Origin of the sequence: Nocardiopsis sp. NPDC049922 (assembly GCF_040660275.1) — a bacterium.
Lineage (GTDB): Bacteria > Actinomycetota > Actinomycetes > Streptosporangiales > Streptosporangiaceae > Nocardiopsis.
This window is the reverse complement of record NZ_JBFAME010000002.1, coordinates 215,044-237,159: the sequence shown is the minus strand read 5'-3', so window position 1 is coordinate 237,159 and position 22,116 is coordinate 215,044. Positions and strand designations below refer to the sequence as shown.

24 protein-coding genes are annotated in these 22,116 nt (G+C 71.0%); 20 read left to right on the top strand and 4 right to left on the bottom strand.

What is annotated here, in order from left to right; all coding sequences use genetic code 11:
* Positions 1–567 precede the first annotated feature (567 nt).
* The 13 genes from AB0I72_RS05305 (at position 568) to AB0I72_RS05245 (ending at position 14,531) form a co-directional block, all read left to right on the top strand.
* The gene (locus AB0I72_RS05305; protein ID WP_358563233.1) at positions 568–3,960 is read left to right on the top strand and encodes a nitrate- and nitrite sensing domain-containing protein; all 3,393 of its coding nucleotides are present in this window, start codon (positions 568–570) and stop codon (positions 3,958–3,960) included.
* Between the two features lie 235 nt (positions 3,961–4,195).
* Positions 4,196–4,597, top strand: a complete 402-nt coding sequence (locus AB0I72_RS05300) for a roadblock/LC7 domain-containing protein (protein ID WP_358563231.1) — start codon at positions 4,196–4,198, stop codon at positions 4,595–4,597.
* A gap of 20 nt (positions 4,598–4,617) precedes the next feature.
* Complete coding sequence (locus AB0I72_RS05295; protein ID WP_358563229.1) at positions 4,618–5,112, top strand: DUF742 domain-containing protein; 495 nt, start codon at positions 4,618–4,620, stop codon at positions 5,110–5,112.
* Between the two features lie 34 nt (positions 5,113–5,146).
* Positions 5,147–5,740, top strand: coding sequence for an ATP/GTP-binding protein (locus AB0I72_RS05290; RefSeq protein WP_017572034.1), 594 nt, complete (start codon positions 5,147–5,149; stop codon positions 5,738–5,740).
* 81 nt (positions 5,741–5,821) lie between these two features.
* On the top strand, positions 5,822–7,537 hold the full coding sequence (locus AB0I72_RS05285) for a DUF885 domain-containing protein (protein ID WP_358563227.1): 1,716 nt from the start codon (positions 5,822–5,824) through the stop codon (positions 7,535–7,537).
* Between the two features lie 396 nt (positions 7,538–7,933).
* Positions 7,934–8,509, top strand: coding sequence for an HIT domain-containing protein (locus AB0I72_RS05280; protein ID WP_358563225.1), 576 nt, complete (start codon positions 7,934–7,936; stop codon positions 8,507–8,509).
* 131 nt (positions 8,510–8,640) lie between these two features.
* Positions 8,641–9,270 carry a phosphatidylinositol phosphate synthase gene (gene pgsA, locus AB0I72_RS05275; protein WP_358563745.1) on the top strand — a complete coding sequence of 210 codons (630 nt, stop codon included), beginning with the start codon at positions 8,641–8,643 and terminating at the stop codon, positions 9,268–9,270.
* Positions 9,271–9,301: 31 nt separating this feature from the next.
* A complete protein-coding gene (locus tag AB0I72_RS05270) occupies positions 9,302–10,246 on the top strand; it encodes a phosphatidylinositol mannoside acyltransferase (RefSeq protein ID WP_358563223.1) in 945 nt (314 codons plus the stop codon).
* A complete protein-coding gene (locus AB0I72_RS05265; protein ID WP_358563221.1) occupies positions 10,243–11,451 on the top strand; it encodes a glycosyltransferase family 4 protein in 1,209 nt (402 codons plus the stop codon). The genes AB0I72_RS05270 and AB0I72_RS05265 overlap by 4 nt, the downstream gene beginning before the upstream one ends.
* A gap of 23 nt (positions 11,452–11,474) precedes the next feature.
* On the top strand, positions 11,475–12,002 hold the full coding sequence (locus AB0I72_RS05260) for a hypothetical protein (protein WP_358563219.1): 528 nt from the start codon (positions 11,475–11,477) through the stop codon (positions 12,000–12,002).
* A gap of 186 nt (positions 12,003–12,188) precedes the next feature.
* A complete protein-coding gene (gene pdxS / locus AB0I72_RS05255; protein ID WP_358563217.1) occupies positions 12,189–13,100 on the top strand; it encodes a pyridoxal 5'-phosphate synthase lyase subunit PdxS in 912 nt (303 codons plus the stop codon).
* A gap of 76 nt (positions 13,101–13,176) precedes the next feature.
* Positions 13,177–13,785, top strand: a complete 609-nt coding sequence (gene pdxT / locus AB0I72_RS05250; RefSeq protein WP_358563215.1) for a pyridoxal 5'-phosphate synthase glutaminase subunit PdxT — start codon at positions 13,177–13,179, stop codon at positions 13,783–13,785.
* Positions 13,782–14,531 (top strand): YebC/PmpR family DNA-binding transcriptional regulator, encoded by a 750-nt coding sequence (locus AB0I72_RS05245; RefSeq protein ID WP_358563213.1) that lies wholly within the window; start codon positions 13,782–13,784, stop codon positions 14,529–14,531. The genes pdxT and AB0I72_RS05245 overlap by 4 nt, the downstream gene beginning before the upstream one ends.
* A gap of 65 nt (positions 14,532–14,596) precedes the next feature.
* Here the strand turns inward: AB0I72_RS05245 and AB0I72_RS05240 are convergent, their stop codons facing one another.
* Complete coding sequence (locus AB0I72_RS05240; protein WP_358563211.1) at positions 14,597–14,809, bottom strand: DUF397 domain-containing protein; 213 nt, start codon at positions 14,807–14,809, stop codon at positions 14,597–14,599.
* Positions 14,810–14,818: 9 nt separating this feature from the next.
* On the bottom strand, positions 14,819–15,742 hold the full coding sequence (locus AB0I72_RS05235) for a helix-turn-helix transcriptional regulator (RefSeq protein ID WP_358563209.1): 924 nt from the start codon (positions 15,740–15,742) through the stop codon (positions 14,819–14,821).
* A 154-nt stretch (positions 15,743–15,896) separates the two neighbouring features.
* Here AB0I72_RS05235 and AB0I72_RS05230 point away from each other — a divergent pair, with 154 nt between their 5' ends.
* The 3 genes from AB0I72_RS05230 to AB0I72_RS05220 all read left to right on the top strand — a co-directional run bounded on the left by AB0I72_RS05230 (position 15,897) and on the right by AB0I72_RS05220 (position 16,974).
* Positions 15,897–16,253 (top strand): hypothetical protein, encoded by a 357-nt coding sequence (locus tag AB0I72_RS05230; RefSeq protein ID WP_358563207.1) that lies wholly within the window; start codon positions 15,897–15,899, stop codon positions 16,251–16,253.
* A 139-nt stretch (positions 16,254–16,392) separates the two neighbouring features.
* Positions 16,393–16,722 (top strand): DUF6247 family protein, encoded by a 330-nt coding sequence (locus tag AB0I72_RS05225; RefSeq protein ID WP_116245094.1) that lies wholly within the window; start codon positions 16,393–16,395, stop codon positions 16,720–16,722.
* 123 nt (positions 16,723–16,845) lie between these two features.
* Positions 16,846–16,974 carry a hypothetical protein gene (locus AB0I72_RS05220; protein WP_358563205.1) on the top strand — a complete coding sequence of 43 codons (129 nt, stop codon included), beginning with the start codon at positions 16,846–16,848 and terminating at the stop codon, positions 16,972–16,974.
* A gap of 126 nt (positions 16,975–17,100) precedes the next feature.
* Here the strand turns inward: AB0I72_RS05220 and AB0I72_RS05215 are convergent, their stop codons facing one another.
* A complete protein-coding gene (locus tag AB0I72_RS05215) occupies positions 17,101–17,805 on the bottom strand; it encodes an NAD(P)-binding domain-containing protein (RefSeq protein WP_358563203.1) in 705 nt (234 codons plus the stop codon).
* 219 nt (positions 17,806–18,024) lie between these two features.
* On the opposite strand from AB0I72_RS05215, the gene AB0I72_RS05210 reads away from it, so the two are divergent.
* The 4 genes from AB0I72_RS05210 (at position 18,025) to AB0I72_RS05195 (ending at position 20,628) form a co-directional block, all read left to right on the top strand.
* Complete coding sequence (locus AB0I72_RS05210) at positions 18,025–18,639, top strand: TetR family transcriptional regulator (RefSeq protein ID WP_358563201.1); 615 nt, start codon at positions 18,025–18,027, stop codon at positions 18,637–18,639.
* Positions 18,636–19,814 (top strand): winged helix DNA-binding domain-containing protein, encoded by a 1,179-nt coding sequence (locus AB0I72_RS05205; protein WP_358563199.1) that lies wholly within the window; start codon positions 18,636–18,638, stop codon positions 19,812–19,814. The genes AB0I72_RS05210 and AB0I72_RS05205 overlap by 4 nt, the downstream gene beginning before the upstream one ends.
* Before the next feature lie 82 nt (positions 19,815–19,896).
* The gene (locus AB0I72_RS05200; RefSeq protein WP_358563743.1) at positions 19,897–20,262 is read left to right on the top strand and encodes a DUF6247 family protein; all 366 of its coding nucleotides are present in this window, start codon (positions 19,897–19,899) and stop codon (positions 20,260–20,262) included.
* A gap of 174 nt (positions 20,263–20,436) precedes the next feature.
* Positions 20,437–20,628 (top strand): hypothetical protein, encoded by a 192-nt coding sequence (locus AB0I72_RS05195; protein WP_358563197.1) that lies wholly within the window; start codon positions 20,437–20,439, stop codon positions 20,626–20,628.
* A gap of 193 nt (positions 20,629–20,821) precedes the next feature.
* On the opposite strand, the gene AB0I72_RS05190 is transcribed toward AB0I72_RS05195, so the two are convergent.
* Positions 20,822–21,988, bottom strand: a complete 1,167-nt coding sequence (locus AB0I72_RS05190) for an amidase (RefSeq protein ID WP_358563195.1) — start codon at positions 21,986–21,988, stop codon at positions 20,822–20,824.
* Positions 21,989–22,116 lie beyond the last annotated feature (128 nt).

The window sequence follows — 22,116 nt, the reverse complement described above, 5'->3', positions numbered from 1 at the left end:
ATACGTCATGTCACGATGTCATGTCGGGAAGGTGGTGATGGGGAGGCGGAGCGCGTGTCCAAATAGTTACCCGCACTGATGGTGGGGTTTCGGACGGCATAGATGACCTGGGTCATTGGTCAAAATCTCGACAGGCGGGGCGAAGCGGGGCCGGACGGGCACGGATGATCCCGCCGAAGGCCGCCAAACGGGCGAAGCGAGTCCTTCGCGCCCATTGGTACGCTATCCACCGCACGCGCACCTAAGAAACCTGTTAGGTGGGCGGCGTCTCTCCTCCCAGGCGAGTCCGGCGGACAGTCTTCACATCTTCCCCAAACTCCCACCGCTTCCTGAGCCGGCGGGCCGCAGGGTTCCGAGCCGATCACCTCCGAAGACTCCTTCGGTCAGGAGTGGTCAATCCCTGGGTTCAACAGCCGTTCGAGGCGGTGACACGAAAGGTTGCGAGGGTCCGTGTCGACACGAGCGACAGCAAGCGGGGCCAATGCGCAGAGCGAGGCAGCGCAGCCCGAACACGCAGATGCCGCGCCCCGGCGCAGAGCCGACTGGTGGCGGCCACGTAACTGGCGGGTGCGCTCCCGACTGGTGGCCCTCATCGTCATCCCCACAGCCGTGGCGCTCGTGCTCGGTGGTCTGAGGGTCTACGAGTCCACGGACACCACCGTCACCCACACGCACATCCACGAGCGCGCCGAGATCGGTGTCCTCGTCGTGGAGATGGCCAACCAGCTCGGCAGGGAGCGCTCGGCGAGCGCGGTCTACATCTCCGACGACCCCGATCCCTCCCGCCGGTCGGACGGCCTGCGCCAGCGGCTGGAGGAGGAGCGCGACGCCTCGCGCGAGCTGTACACCAGCCTCATGGCCCAGATCGACGACATGGGGGAGATGGACGGCGCGCTCGCCACGACCCGCCTCGACAACATGCAGAGCCAGCTGGCGAACCTGGACACGCTGCGCGAGGAGGTCGACACCACCCGCGTGACGGTGCTGCCCGTGGTCACGAACTACCGCACGATCTCCCGGTCGCTGCGCGAGTTCAACCAGACCATCGCCGACGAGAGCGCCGACACCGACCTGCGCGAGGCCGTGCGTGCCCTCACCGCCCTGTCGAGCGCGCGCGACCAGCTCTCCTACGAGACCGCGCTGATGAGCCACTCGCTCTCGCGCAACACGATGACCGGCGGTATCGCCGAGGCCATCGAGTCCAGCCGGGCCCGCTACGAGAACGAGATCTCCAACTTCGTCCAGGCGGCCTCGCCCGAGCAGCGCGCGATCTTCGACGAGAACTTCACCGGCCTGGAGGTCAGCCAGGTCTCCACGATGCGCATGCGCGTCATGTACCGGGCCGACCGCGGTGACAACCTCACCGGCGTGACCTCCAACGACGGCCCCGAGGACTACCAGCAGATCGCCGACACCGCCCTGGACCTCCTCCAGACGGTCGAGACGGAGATCGCGAACGAGATCGCGAACGACGCCGAGGAACTGGGCCGGGCCGCCATGCTGCGCACGGTCACCGACCTCGTCGTCGTCGCGCTGGTCCTCCTCGCGGTGTTCGTCCTGACCTCGCTGGTGGTCCGCTCCCTGGTGCGCCCCCTGCGCACCCTGGAGGACGGCGCCCGCCGCATCGCCGAGCGCGACCTGCCCGAGGCGATCAACCGGATGCAGGAGGCGGGCAGCGCCCCCGACGTCCGCGTCACGCCGATCGAGGTCGACACCAGGGACGAGATCGGCGAGGTGGCCCGCGCCTTCGACGACGTCCACCGCGTCGCCCTCACCCTGGCCTCCGACGAGGCCGCGCTGCGCAGCAACGTCAACGCGATGTTCGTCAACCTGTCCCGCCGAAGCCAGACCCTGGTGGAACGGCAGCTGCGCCTCATCGACGGTCTGGAGCAGTCCGAGCAGGACGCCGACCGCCTCTCCGACCTGTTCCAGCTGGACCACCTCGCGACGCGTATGCGCCGCAACAACGAGAACCTGCTGGTCCTGTCCGGTCAGGACAACACCCGCAAGTGGGCCCAGCCGGTCCCGCTGGTCGACGTCCTCCGCGGCGCCGTCTCCGAGGTCGAGCAGTACGAGCGCGTCAACGTGCGGGCACCCTCCCACATCTCCGTGCTGGGCCGCCCGGTCAACGACGTCATCCACCTGGTCGCCGAGCTGGTCGAGAACGCCACCTCGTTCTCCCCGCACGACACCGAGGTCCTGGTCAGCGCCAAGACCCTCGCGGGCGGCGGCGTCCAGGTCGACGTCACCGACAGCGGCATCGGCATGGCGCCCGAGGACATGGCGGCGATCAACGCCCGTCTGGCGGCCCCGCCGGTCATCGACGTCGCGGTCTCGCGCCGCATGGGCCTCTTCGTGGTCTCGCGCCTGGCCCATCGCCACGGCATCCAGCTCAGCCTGGCGGAGGCGCACGGCGGCGGCACCACCGCGCGCGTCATCTTCCCGCCGGACCTGCTGATCACCCCGGTCGAGGGCCAGCACGCCGTCGGCGGCGCCCAGCCGCGCGCGGAACTGTCCGCGGGCGCGCCCGACACCTTCGCCGAGGCCGAGGCCGCCTTCGCGTCCAGCACCGCGCCCGCCGAGCCGGGCGACCCGTGGCAGACCGAGGACGCCGCCTCCGACCTCAGCTCTCTGGGCGGTCTGCCCAAGCGCCAGCCGGGCAACACCCGCGGCGACGAGCACCCGCCCAGCGGCCAGGACCTGTGGGACACCGGTCAGGGCGCGAGCGGCTCCGGTTCGCTGTTCGAGCCGACCCGCGGCGCGGGGACCACGGGGTCGGGCGGCGCCGACCCGAACCAGCCGGTGATCGACCCCTACGACGTCTCCGACGAGGAGGAGACCCGCCCGGACGGCGCGGGGCGCAGCCTCTTCGACCCCGCTCCGCGCGCCGACGACGGCGCCGGGTCGGTCTTCGGCGACAGCGGGTCCCCGAGCCGCTCGACGGACACCGGTGCGTTCAGCCGCCCCAGTGACACCGGAGCGTTCTCGCGCCCCACGGACACCGGAGCCTTCTCCCGTCCCACGGACACCGGAGCGTTCTCGCGTCCCACCGACACCGGAGCGTTCTCGCGCCCCACCGACACCGGGACCCACGGTCGTTCCGACCACGGGGCCACGGACTTCTTCGGTTCGGGCTCCTCGTCCGCCTCGGGCGGGCGCGGGGACTCCGACCCGCTGTCCGGCCGGAACACCACCGGCTCGCACGAGCGTCCGTCCACGCGCGGCGACGACACCGAGTCCTTCCCCTCGGTCTCCTCCGACTGGGCGTCGGGATCGGTCGCCCGTCCGGAGCCGACCCCGCCGCCGGCGCCGGAGCGCCCCCAGTCGGGCGACGACACCGGGAACTGGCGCACGGGCGGTTCCGACTCCCGCGAGGGCTACGGATCCACCGCCTACCTGTCCCGCCGCTACGGGGGCGCTCAGGGACCGAACCACACGGTCGTGCCGCCGACCCCGGCGGGCGAGGGATCGGACTCGCTGCCGATCTTCGACGCCATCGAGTCCAACTGGTTCAAGCGCCGCACCGGCGGCCCGACCGTCGACTCCACCGAGACCGGCCCGATCCGCAAGGTCGCACCCGACCAGCCCGTCCAGGGGCCGACCGGTGGGCCGACCGCCCAGGCGTCGACCGGCGCGCAGCCGGCCCAGAGGCCGGTCGGCGGGCCGCCCGCCCGCTCCGAACGGAGCGCCGGTACCGAGCGCGACTGGGAGTCGGCGGCCGACCGCGGTTGGCAGGCCGCGCGCACCGCGGCCGAGCCGCTCGCCGGTGGACTGACCACCTCGGGCTTGCCAAAACGGGTTCCCAAGGCAAACCTTGTGCCGGGGACCGCTCCTCGACCGGAGAACTTCAAGCAGATGCCCACGCGCAGCGCGGACCGGGTCCGCAACCGCTTCTCGGGCTTCCAGAAGGGCGTTCGCGAGGGGCGTAACCAGCTGGGTGAAGGCTCGACGGAGGGATGACCGCAATGGAACGTGGTGGGACGGGGTCCCCCTTATTCGAGGAAGCCGGATGCAATAGCATCTACCGAGCTTCTCGGACGGCCCACACCCAGAGCTTGACGAGAGTCGAACACCAGACCCCCGGTAGCCGTCCCCTCAGGCGGCTCCGGACAGGACGCAGGAACAGTGCTGTCACATGCCGTGCCGGCGGTAGCAGTGCGGTGAGACCAGCCGGCGAACTTGGACAGGAGATCAGATGAGTCGACAGGTCAATGAGCTCAACTGGTTGATCACTGACTTTGCCGACCGGGTTCCCGATGTCGCCCACGCGATCGTCGTCTCCTCTGACGGCCTTCCGTTGGCGGCGTCGGCGGGCTTCCCGGCTGACAGGGCGGACCAGCTGGCGGCCATCGCCTCCGGCCTCTCCAGCCTGACGCAGGGAGCGTCCCGGGTGTTCGAGGGTGGAGCGGTCGCCCAGACCGTCGTGGAGATGGAACGGGGGCTGATGCTCATCATGGCCATCAGCGACGGTTCCTGCCTGGCGGTCCTGGCTGCGGCCGACAGTGATCTGGGTCTGGTCGCGTACGAGATGACCCTGCTCGTCGAGCGGGCGGGGCGGGCGCTGACACCAACGGCGCGCACCTCGGGAATCCACTGATCCACCACCGACAGGAGGAAGTGGTGGCACCTCACAGTAGAGATGCCGGGAGCGCCTCGTGGTTCGGACAACAGCCGAGCGGTCCCTCCACCGGAGGGATCCCGTCTGTGCCGGGCGGCGGAGATGTTCCCCGACCTATCCAACAACCGTACGAACAACGACCCGCGGTGGGGAGCGCGCCCAGTTCACTGGTCCGCCCCTACGCCGTGACCAAGGGTCGCACCAAGCCGAAGTCGCAGCTTCCCCTGGAGGCGCTGATCTCGGCGACGGCGGCGGCCCGCAACGAGTCTGGGACGCTGACGCCCGAGTGGCAGGCGATCAGCGACCTGTGCCGGGAGTGGCGGTCCGTGGCGGAGATCTCCGCGCTGTTGCGGATGCCGCTCGGTGTGGCACGGGTGCTTGTGGCGGACATGTCCGAGCAGGGACTGGTCCAGATCAGGTCTTCGCTGAACAACGACGCCCGTCCCAACACCAACCTGCTTGAAAGGGTGCTCAGTGGACTTCGCAAGCTCTAGCCCAGCCGAGGAAGGCGGTGCTGGGGGGAACGCGATGACGTCGGTCAAGATCGTCGTCGCCGGGGGCTTCGGTGTCGGGAAGACGACATTCGTTGGCTCCGTCTCCGAGATCGTGCCGCTGACCACCGAGGCGGTCATGACCAGCGCCAGCGTCGGGGTCGACGACCTCGCCAAGACGCCGGACAAGCAGACCACCACCGTGGCGATGGACTTCGGCCGCGTCTCCCTCGACTCCGACCTGATCCTGTACCTGTTCGGCACCCCCGGACAGCACCGGTTCTGGTTCATGTGGGACGACCTGGTCAAAGGCGCCATCGGCGCGGTCGTCCTGGTGGACACCCGCCGCCTGGCGGACTGCTTCCCCGCGATCGACTACTTCGAGGAGGCGCGTCTGCCCTTCATCGTGGCGATCAACGGGTTCGACGGCTACTACCCCCACGCCGCCGACGAGGTCCGGGACGCGCTCACGCTCAGCCCGGAGATCCCCATCGTCCAGGTGGACGCCCGCGACCGGGCCTCCACCAAGTCGACGCTCATCACCCTCGTCGAGCACGCCATCACGGTGGGGGACCCCGAGGGCGCGGCAGGACAGCCCACCTCCACTGGCGGCCAGAACTCCTGGCGCTAGTCCCGGGCCGGGGTCCCGCACGGAGTACGGCCCGGTTCCCGCACGGCGGGGACCGGGCGTCCGTGCTGGCATCATGGGGGAATGAGCTCTCCCTCCCAGCCCGACGCCGAGGCGATGACACAGCGGTTCCGACAGGTGGCCGAGCGGGTGCTCGACGCCCTTCTGGAGGACGCCCCCGAGTGGGCCCTGGAGCTGGGTGACACGCGTGGCGCGGCCCGGCTGTCCGACCACTCCGCCGAGGCCGACGCGCGGCGCGTCGCCATGCTCACCGACGCGCTCGGTTCGCTGGACGAGATCGACGGCGACCTGATCCCCGAGGGCGACCTGGTCGATCTGGAGATCCTGCGCGCCAAGCTCAGCGCGGACCTGTGGCACACCGCCGAGCTGCGTCCGCGCACCTGGAACCCCCTGCTGTTCTCCCCGGGCGAGGCCGTCCACACGCTGCTGGACCGCGACTGCCTCCCGGTGCCCGAACGCCTGGAGGCGCTGGCCGCCCGCTGCGCCGCGCTGCCCGACTACCTCGACACCGCGCGCGCCCGGCTCGCCGACGGGCCGGGCATGCCGCGCGTCCACGTCGAGACCGCGCTGGCCCAGCTCGCCGGCGCCCGCGCGATGCTCGCCGACGGGATCCCCGACCTGCTCCGCCGGGAGCCGTCCCTGACCGGGCGGGTCGACCTCGCGCGCGAGGCGGCCCTGACCGCGGTCGAGCGGTACGGGGAGTGGCTGCGCGAGCGGGTCGAGACGGCCACCGCCGATCCCCGCCTCGGCGAGCGGGACTTCGCGGCCCAGCTCTGGTACACCCTGGACTCCGAACTCTCCCCCGAGGCGCTGCTGGTGCGGGCGGAGAGCGACCTGCTCGCCACCGAGGAGGCCATCGCCGAGGCCGCCGCCGAGTACGAGGGCCGCCCCCGCCGCGCCGGCCAGGTCGCCGAGGTCCTCGCGGGACTGGCCGACACCACCGCCACCGACGCCGACGGCGTCCGCCCGACCTGCGCCGACGCGCTGACCCACCTGTGGGACCGGGTCCGCGAACTCGACCTGGTCACCGTGCACGACGACCCCGTCCGGATCATCCCGATGCCCGAGTCGCGGCGCGGCGTGGCCGTGGCCTACTGCGACCCGCCCGGGCCGCTGGACCCCGCCGCGCACGACATGCCGACCCTCGTCGCGGTGGCCCCGCCGCCCGCGGACTGGCCCCGGGAGCGGCAGGACTCGTTCCTCCGCGAGTACAACGGCACCATGCTGCGCAACCTCATGGCGCACGAGGCCGTGCCCGGCCACGCGCTGCAACTGGCCCACGCCAGCCGCCACGACGGCGGGACGCGGGTGCGCAGGACGCTGTGGAGCGGCACGTTCGTCGAGGGCTGGGCGGTCTACGGCGAGGAGGTGCTCGCGGGCCACGGCTGGCGCGACGGCGCCGGGGAGGCCGCCCGCCGCGACAACCTCGCGCTGCGTCTGATCCAGCTGAAGATGCGGCTGCGCGCCCTGCTCAACGCCGTCCTGGACGTGCGCGTGCACACCCGGGACATCACCGAGTCCGAGGCGATCGCCCTGCTCACCGAGCGCGGCCACCAGGAGGAGGGCGAGGCGGTCGGCAAGTGGCGCCGCGCCCAGCTCACCAGTGCGCAGCTGTCGACGTACTACGTGGGCTACACGGAGGTCGCCGAGATCGCCCGGGACCTGGCCGCCCGGCGTCCGGAGCTCACCGAACGCGAACGGCACGACGCCGTGCTCGCCCACGGGTCCCCGCCGCCGCGCCACCTGCGCACGCTCCTGGGCCTGGCGGAGCAGCGCTAGTCTCGGGCCCGCGCTTCGCGGCGGGGCACCCCCAACGGACGGCTCCGGCGCGGTCTCATCCTCAAGCACCCTGGCTGACCCCCTGGGTGGTCCTTCGGACCGACACTCCCCGGTTGTCCACAGGCGGACGGGTGCCGCTGACCGCACGTGCGCCGTGCTCCTATGCTGGGGTGCGGACGATCCCGGACGGTCGGAGCCGGGACCCGCGCCGGGCCCCGCCCGATCGGGGCTCGCGCGGTGGACGCCGCCCGTCCCACGGCGAGGCGGGTGTGCGCCGCGCACGGCCCAGCCCCCACGCCCGGCGCGCACGTCCACGCAGGATCCCACGAGAGAACCCGAAGGAGGCAGGGGCTCCCTCCCCGGCGCGAGAGCCGGAGCGACCGCCCCGGAAAGCCGATGAGCGGTGTCGAGAACGGGCCCGAGCACGGGCCGTCCAACCACGAGGAGGAGCGGCCCCCCTTCCCCGACGGGTGGGCGCGGCTGTGGACGCCGCACCGCATGGCCTACATCAAGGGCGAGGGCAAACCCACCGGGTCCGGCCCCGGCGACGGCTGCCCGTTCTGCGAGGCGCCCGCGCTCGACGACGCCTCCGGGCTCGTGGTCGCGCGCGGCAAGACCGCCTACGTCGTGCTCAACCTCTACCCGTACAACAGCGGCCACCTGCTCGTGTGCCCCTACCGGCACGTGTCCGAGTACACCGCGCTCGACGAGGACGAGACCGCCGAGGTCGCCGCGCTCACCCAGGCGGGCATCCGCGCGCTCACCGACGCCTACCGGCCCCAGGGGTTCAACATCGGCATGAACCTCGGTTCGGCGGCCGGCGCCGGGATCGCCGCCCACCTGCACCAGCACATCGTCCCCCGCTGGGGCGGCGACACCAACTTCATGCCGGTCATCGGCCACACCAAGGTGCTGCCCGAGATGCTGGAGCAGACCCGCGCGAAGCTGGCCGAGCACTGGCCCGGGGCCTGACCGCCCCCACCCTCCCGTGCCGCCCGCGCCGACGAACGGGCGGCACGCCACCCCCGCCGGGCGCGGTTCCCACCCCCGGGGCCGTTCCCGCCCTACCATCACAAGAAGACATGCTGAGAATCCTTCGCCCCATGATCTCCCGGGTCACCACTCCGCTGGGCCGGAGCCTGGCCCGGATCGGCCTCACGCCGAACATCATCACCGTCGTCGGCACCGTGGGGGTCGTCGCCAGCGCGCTGTACTTCTACCCGCGCGGAGAGCTGTACGCCGGCTCGGTCGTCATCACCGTCTTCGCGCTGTTCGACATGCTCGACGGCGCCGTGGCCCGTGCCAACGACAGCGCCAGCGGGTTCGGCGCCTTCCTCGACTCCAGCCTCGACCGGGTGGCCGACGCCGCCATCCTCGCCGGGCTCCTGTGGTGGTTCATCGGCGAGGGCGACGACCCGCTGCTCGCCGGGGTCACCCTCTTCTGCCTCATCGCGGGCTTCATGGTCTCCTACATCAAGGCGCGCGCCGAGGGGCTGGGCGTCAACTGCGACGTCGGCATGGCCGAGCGGACCGAGCGCCTGATCATCATCCTGGTGGCCGCGGGCGTCGGCGGATTCGGCGTCCCCTACGTCCTGGCCGGCGGCCTGTGGCTGCTCGCGGCCATGACCCTGCTGACCGTCCTCCAGCGGCTCGTCGAGACCCGCGCGCGGCTCAACGAGATCGACGAGGGCCCCCGGGACGTCGACACCAACGGCGCCAACAGCGAGGCCTGACCCCGCCCGGAGGAGGACGAGGAAGCACGACGTGGACGAACGCATGGCCGACCTCGCCTACTCGGCCGGATGGACGATGGTGCGGCGCTCACCCGAACGCCTCGGTCGCGCGGTGTTCGAGCGGATGGCCGACCACGCCTGGCGCACCCGCAACGAGGGGACGCGCGGCCTGGAACGCAACCTGCGCCGCCTGCTCGGCCCCGACACCACCGACGCGCGGCTGCGGGCGCTCTCCCGCGCGGGGATGCGCTCCTACATGCGCTACTACTACGAGATGTTCCGGCTGCCCGCGATGGATCGGGACCGGGTACTGGGCGACACCCGGCACAGCGGAATCGAGGCGCTGGAGAAGAACCTGAACTCCGGTCGCGGCGTCATCGCGGCCCTGCCGCACATGGGCAACTGGGACCACGCGGGCGCCTGGATCGCCATGCGCGGCTTCGCGCCGACCACGGTGGCCCAGCGGCTGCGCCCCGAGAGCCTCTTCCAGCGGTTCACCGCCTACCGCGAGTCGCTCGGGATGGAGGTCCTGCCGCTGACCGGCGGCACGGACGTCGTGGGCACCCTGGCCCGGCGCCTGCGCGCCGGGGGACTGGTGTGCCTGCTGGCCGACCGCGACATCGGCGGCAACGGCCCCGAGGTCGAGTTCTTCGGCGAACCGGCGCGCATGCCGTCCGGACCGGCCGCCCTGGCCCTGAACACCGGTGCGGCCCTGATGCCGGTCTCCCTCTGGTACGACGGCCCGTTCTGGAACATCCGCGTCCACGACGAGGTCCCCGTCGCGCCCGGCGAGACCCGGACCGACCGCGTCCGGGCCACCACCCAGGAGCTGGCGCGCGTCTTCCAGAGTGAGATCGCCGCGCACCCGGAGGACTGGCACATGCTCCAGACCGTGTTCAGCGTCGACCACGAGGCCGACCAGCGGCGCCGGCGGGAGCGCGCCGGGGGGACCGGGCGCCCCGAGTGGGACACGTGACCGCGGGCATGCGCGTCGGGCTGGTGTGCCCCTACGCCTGGGACGTGCCGGGCGGGGTCCAGCAGCACGTCGGGGACCTGGCCCGCGCTCTGATCGGCATGGGCCACCACGTGTCGGTGCTGGCCCCGGTGGGGGAGGCCGGCGCCGACCTGCCCGACCACCTGGTCCCGGCGGGTCGCCCGGTCCCCGTGCCCTACAACGGCTCGGTGGCGCGCGTCAGTTTCGGGCCGCGCACCGCCGCGCGGGTGCGGCGGTGGATCGACGAGGGCGCCTTCGACGTCCTGCACATCCACGAACCCTCCGCGCCCAGTGTCTCCCTGCTGTCGTGCTGGGCGGCGGACGGCCCCATGGTCGCCACCTTCCACACGAGCAACCCCCGGTCGCGCGCGATGGCGGCCGGGTCCGCGGCGCTGCGCTCGGCCATGGAGAAGCTCAACGCGCGCGTGGCCGTGTCCGAGGCCGCTCGGCGCACCCTGGTCGAACACCTGGGCGGGGACGCCGTCCTCATCCCCAACGGGGTGGCCGTGCGCCGGTTCGCCCGCGCCGAGCCGCTGCCGGGCTGGCCCGGTCACGGCGGTTCGATCGCCTTCCTCGGCCGTCTGGACGAGCCGCGCAAGGGACTGGCCACCCTGTTGGAGGCCTTCACCCTGCTCGCGCCCGCCCGCCCCGGACTGCGCCTGCTCGTCGCCGGGCCCGGCGACCCCGGCCCGGCGCTGGCGTCGGTTCCCGAGGGCCTGCGCCACCGGATCGTCCTGCCCGGGCGGCTCGACGACGCGGACAAGGTGCGCGCCTACCACTCCGCCGACGTCTTCTGCGCCCCCAACCTGGGCGGCGAGAGCTTCGGCATCGTCCTCACCGAGGCCATGTCGGCCGGTGCGGCGATCGTCGCCAGCGACATCCCGGCCTTCACCGCCGTCCTGGAGGGGGGAACGGCGGGCGAGCTGTTCCGGGCTGGCGACGCCGCCCACCTGGCCGAACGCGCCGGAGACCTGCTCGACGACCCCGAGCGCCGCGCCCGTCTGGGCGGGGCGGCCCGCCGCGCCGTGCGCGCCTACGACTGGGAGACCGTCGCCGCCGAGGTCGTCCACGTCTACGAGACCGTCCTGATGTGGGACGGACCGGACCGCGCGACCCCCAGGGTGCGCCTGGACACGGGCCCCCGCGCCACCGCGCTGCTGCGCCGCGGGGTGGGTGAGCGGCCCTGATCGAGGACGCCCTGTTCGTCGTCGTGGTCGCCGCGGCGGTTCTGGCGCTGCTGCTGACCGGCTTCTACCTGTCGTGGCGCGCGACCCGCCTGGACCGGCTCCACCACCGGGTGGAGACCGCCCGCGCGGCCCTGGACGCCGCGCTGCTGCGGCGCGGCTCGGCCGTCCTCGACCTGGCCTCCGCCGACGGCCTGCCACCGGACCGCGCCCGCGCGCTCGCCGAGGCCGCCACAGCCGCGCGCCGGGCCCCCGAGGGGGAACGCGAACTGGCCGAGAGCGCGCTGTCACGCGAGCTGCGCGCGCTGCTCGAACCCCTGTGCGCCACCGCGCACCTCCGCGACCACCTGACCGAGGTGGCCGGTGCCGCCCGCGGCGTCCAGCTGGCCCGCACCTTCCACAACGACGCCGTGGTCGACACCCGCCGGGCCCGGCGTTCCCGGCTCGTCCGCGCCCTGCGGCTGGCCGGAACCGCACCCCTCCCGGACTTCTTCGAGATCGACGACGAGCCGCCCGCCGCGCCCCCGCCGTCGGCCGGATCCGACACCCTGTAAGGGGACGAGCCGCGAAAACACCGATCTGGCCAAAGTGGTCCTGAGGGGGAGGAACTACCATGGTGCCCTGGTAGACCCAGGGTGCGCGGCGCCGGTGGCGTCCGCGGCCCCCCGCGTGACCGCCACCGCTGCCGGGGCCCACCGCTACCCACGCTGTCAACACCTACGGGACGGGAGTCCACCACCGTGGCCACCAACGCATCGAACACCACCGACAACGCCGTCGGTACGCAGCGCGTCAAGCGAGGCATGGCCGAGCAGCTCAAGAACGGCGTCATCATGGACGTCGTCACCCCCGAGCAGGCCAAGATCGCCGAGGACGCCGGTGCCGTCGCGGTCATGGCCCTGGAGCGCGTCCCCGCCGACATCCGCAAGGACGGCGGTGTGGCCCGCATGTCCGACCCGGACATGATCGACGGGATCGTCGAGGCCGTCTCCATCCCGGTCATGGCCAAGGTCCGCATCGGCCACTTCGTCGAGGCCCAGGTGCTGGAGCACCTCGGCGTCGACTTCATCGACGAGTCCGAGGTCCTCACCCCGGCCGACGAGGCCCACCACATCGACAAGTGGGCGTTCACCGTCCCGTTCGTGTGCGGTGCGACCAACCTGGGCGAGGCGCTGCGCCGGATCGCCGAGGGCGCGGCCATGATCCGCTCCAAGGGCGAGGCCGGGACCGGCAACGTCGTCGAGGCCACCCGCCACATGCGGTCGATCCGCGCCGAGATCCGCCGCCTGGGCACGCTCGACGAGGCGGAGCTGTTCGGTGCCGCCAAGGAGCTGCGCGCCCCGTACGACATCGTCAAGGAGGTCGCGACCCTGGGCAAGCTCCCGGTGCCGCTGTTCTCCGCGGGCGGTGTCGCCACCCCCGCCGACGCGGCCCTGATGCGCCAGCTGGGCGCGGAGAGCGTGTTCGTCGGCTCGGGCATCTTCAAGTCCGGCGACCCGGCCAAGCGCGCCGACGCCATCGTGCAGGCCACCCTGCACTACGAGGACCCGGGCGTCATCGCGCGCGTGTCCCGCGGCCTGGGCGAGGCGATGGTCGGTATCAACCTGGATGACCTGAAGGACTCCGAGCGTTACGCGGGTCGGGGCTGGTAGTTCGGCTCCGGGTGGCGGGCCCGCCCGCCACCCGCGCCGGTGTTCGACTTCGATGACACGACGAGTGAGGCCGTTCTTGACCGCCAGACCCACCATCGGCGTCCTCGCCCTGCAGGGCGACGTCGCCGAGCACCTGCACGTCCTGGAACAGCTGGACGTGCGGACCGCCAAGGTGCTCGGGCCCGACCAGCTCGACACCGTCGACGCCCTGGTCGTCCCCGGAGGCGAGTCCACCACCATGTCCAAGCTGGCCGTCCGGTACGGTCTGCTGGAGCCGCTGCGCAAGCGGGTCAGGGCGGGGATGCCCGCCTACGGCACGTGCGCGGGGATGATCATGCTGGCCGACCGCCTGCTCGGCGGGATCGACGGCCAGGAGACGATCGGCGGCATCGACATGACGGTGCGGCGCAACGCCTTCGGTCGGCAGACGGAGTCGTTCGAGGCGGCGGTCCCCGTGGAGGGCGTCGGCGAGGAGCCGTTCGACGCGGTGTTCATCCGGGCGCCGTGGGTGGAGTCCGTGGGTCCCGAGGTGACCGTGCTCGGTCGCGTCCCGGGCCCCGACGCGGCCGGTAGGATCGTCGCGGTACGACAGGGCGGCCTGATGGCCACGTCCTTCCATCCCGAACTGACCGGCGACGCGCGCATCCACCGCCTCTTCGTCGACATCGTGAAAGGACACGCATGAGCGGCCACTCGAAGTGGGCCACCACCAAGCACAAGAAAGCCGTCATCGACGCCAAGCGCGGCAAGCTCTTCGCGAAGCTGATCAAGAACATCGAGGTGGCCGCGCGGACCGGCGGTGGAGACCCCGACGGGAACCCGACGCTCTACGACGCCATCCAGAAGGCGCGCAAGAGCTCGGTGCCGCTCGACAACATCGAGCGCGCCCGCAAGCGCGGCTCCGGTGAGGAGGCCGGTGGCGCCGAGTGGCAGACGATCATGTACGAGGGCTACGCGCCCGGCGGCGTGGCGATGCTCGTGGAGTGCCTGACCGACAACCGCAACCGCGCCGCCTCCGAGGTGCGCGTGGCCGTGACCCGCAACGGCGGGAACATGGCCGACGCCGGTTCGGTGTCCTACCTGTTCAACCGCAAGGGCGTCGTCATCGTGCCGAAGGAGGGCACGAGCGAGGACGACGTGACCATGGCGGTCCTGGAGGCGGGCGCCGAGGAGGTCGAGGACATCGGCGAGGCGTTCGAGATCGTCTCCGAGGCCACCGACCTGGTCGCGGTGCGCACGGCGCTCCAGGAGGCGGGGATCGACTACGAGTCCGCCGACACGAACTGGCTGCCCACCATGGAGGTTCCGGTCGACGCCGAGACCGCCAAGAAGGTGCTGCGGGTGGTGGACGCGCTGGAGGACTCCGACGACGTGCAGAACGTCTTCACCAACGCCGACATCCCCGACGAGGTCATGGCCGAGATCGGCTGACCCTTCGGTGACCACTACGCCGGTGGCCGCGCCCGTTGGGGGCGCGGCCACCGGCGTTTTCTCGGTCAGGCCTGGCTGATCGCGGCCAGGAGGGCGGTCCACTCGGGACGGGCGAAGGTGAGGTGTCCGTGGCTTCGGTGCTGTGAGTCGCGCACGGCGAAGCGATCGGTCCCGTCTGTGAAGGGGCCTGCCTCTACACACTGCCTGCCGCCATCGGAGCTGTAGGTGCTGACGTGCCAGGCGACCGGGGATCCTGTGGCCACCTTGTGATTACTCATCGTGGTTCCTTATTCCAGGGCCGCAAGGAAGGCGGCTGTGTCCTCGGAGCTGAGGCTGTGTTCCTGGAACCAATCGTAGATGTCCGAGAACCGTTCAGCTGAGTCGGTTTCCAGGTAGATAGACCCCGCAGGGCTCTCGATGTGTGCCACTTCCGGAAAGGGATCGGACATCTTGAGCAGAGTGAAGGACCCCTCGGGGCTCGCGTGGGCACCAGCCTCGAACGTGAGCACATGGAGGTCGATGTGGGGCTGAGAAGCCAGTTCCCTCAGATGCTGGATCTGTTCTGCCATGACCTCAGGTCCACCGACGCGCCTCCGTAGGACGGACTCGTCGAGCACGGCGGACAGATGAACTGGCTCAGCGCGATCGAAGATTTGCTGACGGTCCATGCGTAGGCTGACTCCACGCTCGATCTCCCGCTTTGTGGCGCGCCTGTCAGCGACGACCATGAGGGAGCGCGCGTACCGCTCGGTTTGGAGCAGGCCAGGGATGGTTGTTGCCGCGAACGTTCGGATCTCGTGTGACCGGTTTTCCAACCAAGCGCGGTCGATGGTGGAAGTCCACACGTCGTCCTTGGAGTATTGCTCCCACCAACCTGTCTGCCAGACATCTCCGGCCAGCTCCATGACCGCTTCGCGCTGCTTCTTGTCGCTGACCCCGTACAGGTCGAGCATCGCGGCGGCGTCCACACGGCGGATCGGGTAGATGCCCAGCTCGCATCGGCTCACTGTCGAGATGTTGCGTTGGAGGTACTCCGCCACATCCTTGAGGGTGAGGCCCTTCCGCTCTCTGAAGTCCCGCAGGATCTGGCCAAGCCACTGAGCCCGCAAGGTTACGCCTCGGTCCGTCGGCATGCGCTCCTCCTGATCTGCCTGAAGATCAACTTGGGCAAATTGGCCTTCGCTCTTGTGGGAGCTCTTGTTGTGTGTCACTCTAACAGAGAGTGAGACGCAGCTCACTCGATACCGGGAAACTGGGGCGCGATCGTTGCCGCCCCGGACATGAGACCACCGCCTGGGCCGCTCGTTGGAGTTAGCCGCTCATGTAGCGACCCAGGCGGTGCCTTCGAGGAGAGGGGAACTCCGCATGACCGAAGCCCACGCACTCCCTGCCCCGATTGTCCCCTACGACTGGGGCGGCGTCGACACCTCTGTGGACGACGAGACCCCCGAACTGCTCAGCGAGGACCAGCTCGACCGGTACGTCGAGACCGTCGCCGAACTCCTGCGTGCCGCCGGTCTGGACGTGGACACCGACCGCGACGACCCCACCCACCTGTCGGTTCGCCGGAGCGGCGGCCGGTTCACCCTCGACCTGTACATCCGCGACGACCGCAGCACCGAGTGGGCCATCGAGGGCGGTGACGAGGTGTCGGAGGGCACCACGGCCGTCCGGCTCGCGTCCTTCCTCGTCCTGCTGATGACGGTCGACGCCGACCGATGAACCTCAGATCGACACAGGGCGGGGGTCCTCCGACCGCGTCGTGGCCCCCGCCCTGGACGGCGGTGTGGGAAGCCTGTGGAAAACGTCCGTGGAGGACGATGACGTCGTACTCTGGAGCGGAGTTCACGAGGAGGTTCGGATGTCGGCAGACGCGCGGCGTGCACACGAGGGTCCGGGTGAGGGGCAGCGGGAGCGGATCGGGAGAAGCCCGAAGGAGATCCGAGCTGCTCTGCTTCCGGAGGAGGTCGGTGACTTCGACCGGGAGTACCGCCGGGTGATGAACGACGCCAGGGAAAGCCTGGACCTCTCCGAACTCAACAAATGCCTGGAACGTTGGTGGCGGGTGGCCATGTCGTCCCGGGATCCTGAGGCCCATCGGCACATGTTGGACGTCGCTGATCGCGCGCAACGTGGCGAGCCGATCTCGTCCGTGCCCTGGTCGGAACTCAAGGCGGAACTGGGCCTGTAGCCGTACCGGATCGATATCGAAGACATCGCGAAGGAACAGATTCGCGCCCCGCCGGAACACCCACCGCCAGAGCTCGCGTCCTTGTTCACGCTCTGGGAACTGCGACCGTGGAGCGGGCCGCCCATGGACGCGCGACGTCCCTACGGGAACATCCGTCGACACGATCTGGGTGAGGGAGGCGAGCGCTCAGTCGTCTCCCTGATCCTCGACGATCAGAAGCTCGTGATGATCCTCCGGCTCGTCTGGGCCTGACGTATCGCTTGCGTGGCCGGTCTCAGACGCCGGGGACGTACACGAACGGCCGGGGCCAGGGCACCGATCGGGCTGGGGACCACGGCACGCCCTGTGGTGGAACGCCACGTGACCCCGGCGGTCCGACTACCGCACGACCTTGACCCCGAACCGGCCGCCCAGGGCCAGGCCGATCGCGGTGTGCATGTGGGCGTACATCTCCATGCCCCGCGAGCAGGCCAGGGGGCCCAGGTCCAGGACGTCCCGCCACCCGTACGACCTGAGCAGCTCGGTCACCACGGCCTTGGCGTCGGCGTCGTCGCCCGCCACGAACATCGTGTGGTCGCCGTCCCCGACGCCCGCCGGGTCGACCACGGTCTCCTGCTCCTGGGTGACGCACGCCTTGACCACCCGGGTGCGCGGCAGCGCCCGCTGGATCCGCTCTCCCAGGCTGTCGGTGTCCACGGGGTCGAGCCTGGGCATCCACCCCCACGGCGTCTCCCACTTGTGGGGGATGTCCGGGTTGTACTCGTAGGGCACGGCGTAGTCGATCAGGACCTTGCCGTCCAGGTGCTCGCCGATCGCGGTCAGTTCCCGGACCGCGTTGGCCCCGTCGATGCCGTTGATCACCAGGTCCGCCGAGGCCGCCGCGTCGGCGAACGTGGCGAGCGCGATGCCGGGGTGGTCGGCGAGCCACACGGGGTAGGGCGGGTTGCCCATCATGTCCGCCTCGGTCCGCGCCATCGTCCGTTCCGGGTCCCGCGTGCCGACCGTGACGTCGTGGCCCAGTTCCGACAACCTGGCGGCGTGTGCGCGGCCCCCGCCGCCCGTGCCCAGTACCGCGATCCTCATCGCGCCCCTCCTTCTGTGCTGCCGGGACCGCCCTTCGCGGTGCCCGCCCCACTTACTGTACATATGTACTGTAGGAATCTGGCAAGCACGGCGTCAAGCCTGGTCAAAGTGGAGCACACGGAGAACATCGCTGGTGGAGTCCGTTTCTGTGTCGAACGCGATGGGACGCACAACTGGTACATCCGTCCTATAATGAACGGTAATAGGGAGGTGGTGACCATGGGGGACACCCGTGCGGAGACGGGGAGGCGCGGCGACCGCCCGGCGCGCCGTCGGGACCCGCGGCGTCGGATCGCCGAGATCACCGAGGCCACCGCACGCGTCATCGAGGCGCGCGGCGTCGAGGGGCTCACCCACCGGGCGGTCGCCGAGGAGGCGGAGGTCCCGCTGGGCGCCACCACCTACCACTTCGCCACGCGCGAGGACCTCATCGCCGCCGCGCTCCGCGCGTCCGTCGAGCGCTACACCCGCTACCTGGACGACTGGGTCGCCCAGCGCCCCGACCTCGGCGCCGACCAGTTCGTGGTCCTGCTCGCCGACGCCGTCGTGGGCGCCTACTCCGGCGCCGAACGTGCCCAGGGCGTCATGGAGTTCGAGCTCCACGTGGCCGCCATGCGCCGCCCCGACCTGCGCCCGCTCGTCGACCGGTTCGTCGACGCCACCGTCGACGCCCTCGCCCACTACACCGACCCCCTCACGGCCGAGGCGGTCGCCGCGCTGACCAGCGGCGTCACCCTGCGGGGCCTGGCCAGTTCCGCACCCCCGGACCGCACCCGCGTGGAGGCCCTCCTCCGACGCGTCCTCGCACCGACCGCCCCCGAGGAGTCCCCATGAACAGCGCGCGCCCGACGGCGACCGACCGCGAACGCCGCGCCCGCCTGGTCCGGCGGCACCTGCTGTCGCCCGACGTCCACGCGACGCGGGCCGAGGACGTCGCCGAGGCGCTGGTCGGCCTGCACGCCACCGACCCCGCCACCGTCTACCTGTCCGCGCGCGCCCGCATGTCCGAGCCCAGCGTCGACGCGGTCGAGCGCGCCCTCTACGACGACCGCACCCTGCACCGGCTCCTGGCCATGCGCCGCACCATGTTCGTGGTCCCCGACGGCCTCGCCGACCTCGTCCACGACTCCACCGGACGCGCCATCGCCGACAGGGAGCTCCGCGACAGCCAGAGGTTCCTCCAGGAGGCCTTCGGCTGGGACCCCGACCATCGCGCCGGGATCGAGGCGACCGTCCTCGCCGCCCTGCGCGCACGCGGCGAGGCCACCGCCGCCGAACTCGCCGAGGACGTCCCCGCCCTGGCCGAACGGGTGGTCATCGCCCCGGGCAAGCCCTACGAGTCCACCCAGGCGGCCTCCTCGCGACTGCTGCGCAGCCTCGCCGCCCGCCGCCTCATCGAACGGGGCCGCCCGCGCGGTTCCTGGGCCTCCGCCCAGTTCCGCTGGCGCGCCGCCGACGCCACCGAGGCGACCGGGCGGCCCGCGCACGAGGCCAGGGCCGACCTCGTCCGTCACTACCTCGCCCGCTTCGGCCCCGTCACCCTCGCCGACGTCAAGTGGTGGACCGGGTGGACCCTCACCGCCTCCCGGACGGCGCTGGCCGACGTCGGCGCCGTCGAGGTGGACCTGGCCGAGGGCACCGGGTACCTCGCCCCGGACGACGTCGAGCCCGTCGGGGACACATCTCCCTCGGCCGCCCTGCTGCCCGGCCTCGACCCGACCTCCATGGGCTGGCGCGACCGCGGCTTCTACCTCGACCCCGACCACGTCCCCGCCCTCTTCGACCGCAACGGCAACATCGGCCCCACCGTGTGGTGGGACGGCCGGGTCGTCGGTGCCTGGGCCCAGCGCCCGGACGGCTCGATCGGCTGGCGCGCCCTCGCCGACGTCGGCGCCGAGGCCGCGGCGCGGATCGACGCCGAGACGGACCGCCTGGCCGCGTGGCTGGAGCCGACGCGGGTCAAGCCGAGCTACCGCACCCCCCTGGAGCGCGAACTCGCCGAGGGGTGAGCCGACGCGGGCATTCCTGTGGAAAGCGCCTGTGAGACGCAATGGCGTCGTACCCTGGAGCGGAGTTCACCCGGCGGTTCGGATGTCGGCAGACGCGCGGCACGTGCACGAGGGTGCGATCGAGGAGCAACAGGAGCGGATCGGGAGAAGTCCGAAGGAGATCCGAGCCGCCCTGTTCCCGGAGGAAGCAGGTTACTTCGACCGTGATTTCCGTCGGTTCGTGGACGAGGCCGGAGATGGCCTGGATCTCTCCGAACTCAACAAATGCCTGGAGCATGGGTGGCGGGGAGCCCTGTCGTCACATGATCTTGAGGCCCATCGGCACATGCTGGACGTTGCCGATCGGTTCCAACGTGGTGAGAAGGTGCGCAAGGTCCCTTGGCCGGAGACGAAAGCCAGGTCGGGGTTCTTGTCTTGTATCAGGCGACTTTTGTCCCGGACCGCGTAGCACCGTGACTCTGTCCGGGTGGCGGAACGAGCACACGTTCGCGAGACCGATGACGACGAGGGCAGGCGGCCGCTGCGGATCATTCGGAGAAGCACCGGGTCGGTGGTGGTCCGGTGACGAGCCCACATGGTCCCGCTATCCGCCCAGGGCACGCCGGTAACGGAAACCGCCGAAGTGTCCTTCACCACCACCGAGCCGGTCGAGCGGCGCACCCGGTCCCTGGAGTTCTTCCGTTACCTGCCCGGCCGCCACCCTCCCGGTGCACGGATCGCGATCGTGTGCGACAACTCCTCGTCACACCCGACCACGAAGAAGTACCAGCGGCTCGGTGCCCGGGCAGCGGCCAACAACGTCGAGATCGCCTGAACCCCTACGAATTCCTCACGTATCCAGGCCCGGCTCACCACCCTGCGCCACGTCGCCCTCGACGGCACCGACCAAGCCGGCCGCAATGAGCAGGACAGCATGATCCGCCGCTACATCATCTGCCGCCACCTTCACACCGACGACCGGCGTCTACGCGCCGACGTCGACAGGGCGAACACCGCCTCATGCGGCACTAGCGAGAACATGCTGAGGGCAGGAAGGGCCAGGGGACATTGCGCTCGTAGTCGGCCGCAGCGGCCATCAGTACATCGTCACGGTGGTGACCGGCGACCAGTTGCACACCGACAGGCAGTCCACCGGCGGACAGTCCACCGGGCAGGCTGATCGCCGGGTGCCCGGTGATGTTGAACAACCAGGTGAACCCGACGCTCATCACCTTCCCGGGACCTCCGTGCCCGTGTGGCAGGTTCGGGGTGGTCGGGGTGACCAACAAGTCCACGGAACCGAACAGGTCGTCGAGCGCGGCGCGATTGGCCGCGTCGTCGTCCCGAACCTTGGTGTCCGGCGTTTTCCTCCGCTTGGCGAGCCAACTCGCGGCGGGATCGATCAGTATCAGGTCCACCTCTTGCAGCGACACTCGGCCACCTTCCGACCACATCCGCACGACGCGGTCCACGACCCGGGCGACCTCCGGGTCCACCTGATTGAAGCCCAGCGTCAGAGAACAAGCCACACGTAGTGTCCGGGACAGAGGTGGTACGGGCTCCGATCCCAGCACGACCGACCGGTAGAGCTCCACGTCGGCGATGGACCGGGCCACGGGCCCGCCGGTCCCGAGCCCGGCTCTATCCCGGGCGGGCAGCAGACCGGTGGTGGGTTTGTAACCGACGACACCGCACCAGGCCGCCGGTATCCGGGTGGATCCGGCCCCGTCACTCGCTGTCGCCAACGGCACCATCCCCGCCGCGACGGCGGCCGCCGAGCCCGCAGACGAACCACCGGGGGTGGCGTCCGCCCGCCAGGGGTTGACAGTCCTTCCCCGGTCCGTCGTACCCCAGGTCTTCCATTCCGTCCCGGGGCCGGGAACCGAGGTCGGGCCGATGGGTACCGCCCCGGCTTCGAGCAACTTCCGGGCCTGGAGCGACTCGATCCCCTCAGACGCCTTCACGGCCAACGGGACCCCGGCGAGGGGAAGGTGCTTCCCCTTGGCCACTGCCTCGTCAACGCCTGACGCGCGCTCCCTGGCGGTGTCCGACCACACCTCACGAAACGCCTTGATCCCGGCGTCGGCCCGTTCGACGGCCTCCAGGGCCGCCTCGACCACCGTCACGGCACTGACCTTGCCGCTCCGCACCGTTGCCGCGATCTCTCCAGCGCCGACCCACCCATCATCGTCCACGCCCATCACCCTTCAGGCCTCCACGTCCACCGCGACCCGAGCATTCCAAGACCCCAGGACGGTTTCTACCGCGAACTCCCGGGAGGGTCAGGGGCAGGGAGCCCCCCCGGTAGATCCCCATGTTCACA

Coding starts and splice junctions, on each gene's coding strand:
- AB0I72_RS05200 (WP_358563743.1), top strand. CDS start 19,897: ATGTCGGCAGACGCGCGGCACGTGCACGAGGGTGCGATCGAGGAGCAA.
- AB0I72_RS05225 (WP_116245094.1), top strand. CDS start 16,393: ATGTCGGCAGACGCGCGGCGTGCACACGAGGGTCCGGGTGAGGGGCAG.
- AB0I72_RS05240 (WP_358563211.1), bottom strand. CDS start 14,809: ATGAGTAATCACAAGGTGGCCACAGGATCCCCGGTCGCCTGGCACGTC.
- AB0I72_RS05210 (WP_358563201.1), top strand. CDS start 18,025: ATGGGGGACACCCGTGCGGAGACGGGGAGGCGCGGCGACCGCCCGGCG.
- AB0I72_RS05205 (WP_358563199.1), top strand. CDS start 18,636: ATGAACAGCGCGCGCCCGACGGCGACCGACCGCGAACGCCGCGCCCGC.
- AB0I72_RS05300 (WP_358563231.1), top strand. CDS start 4,196: ATGAGTCGACAGGTCAATGAGCTCAACTGGTTGATCACTGACTTTGCC.
- AB0I72_RS05280 (WP_358563225.1), top strand. CDS start 7,934: ATGAGCGGTGTCGAGAACGGGCCCGAGCACGGGCCGTCCAACCACGAG.
- AB0I72_RS05230 (WP_358563207.1), top strand. CDS start 15,897: ATGACCGAAGCCCACGCACTCCCTGCCCCGATTGTCCCCTACGACTGG.
- AB0I72_RS05215 (WP_358563203.1), bottom strand. CDS start 17,805: ATGAGGATCGCGGTACTGGGCACGGGCGGCGGGGGCCGCGCACACGCC.
- AB0I72_RS05290 (WP_017572034.1), top strand. CDS start 5,147: ATGACGTCGGTCAAGATCGTCGTCGCCGGGGGCTTCGGTGTCGGGAAG.
- AB0I72_RS05220 (WP_358563205.1), top strand. CDS start 16,846: ATGGACGCGCGACGTCCCTACGGGAACATCCGTCGACACGATCTGGGT.
- AB0I72_RS05285 (WP_358563227.1), top strand. CDS start 5,822: ATGAGCTCTCCCTCCCAGCCCGACGCCGAGGCGATGACACAGCGGTTC.
- AB0I72_RS05245 (WP_358563213.1), top strand. CDS start 13,782: ATGAGCGGCCACTCGAAGTGGGCCACCACCAAGCACAAGAAAGCCGTC.
- pgsA (WP_358563745.1), top strand. CDS start 8,641: ATGATCTCCCGGGTCACCACTCCGCTGGGCCGGAGCCTGGCCCGGATC.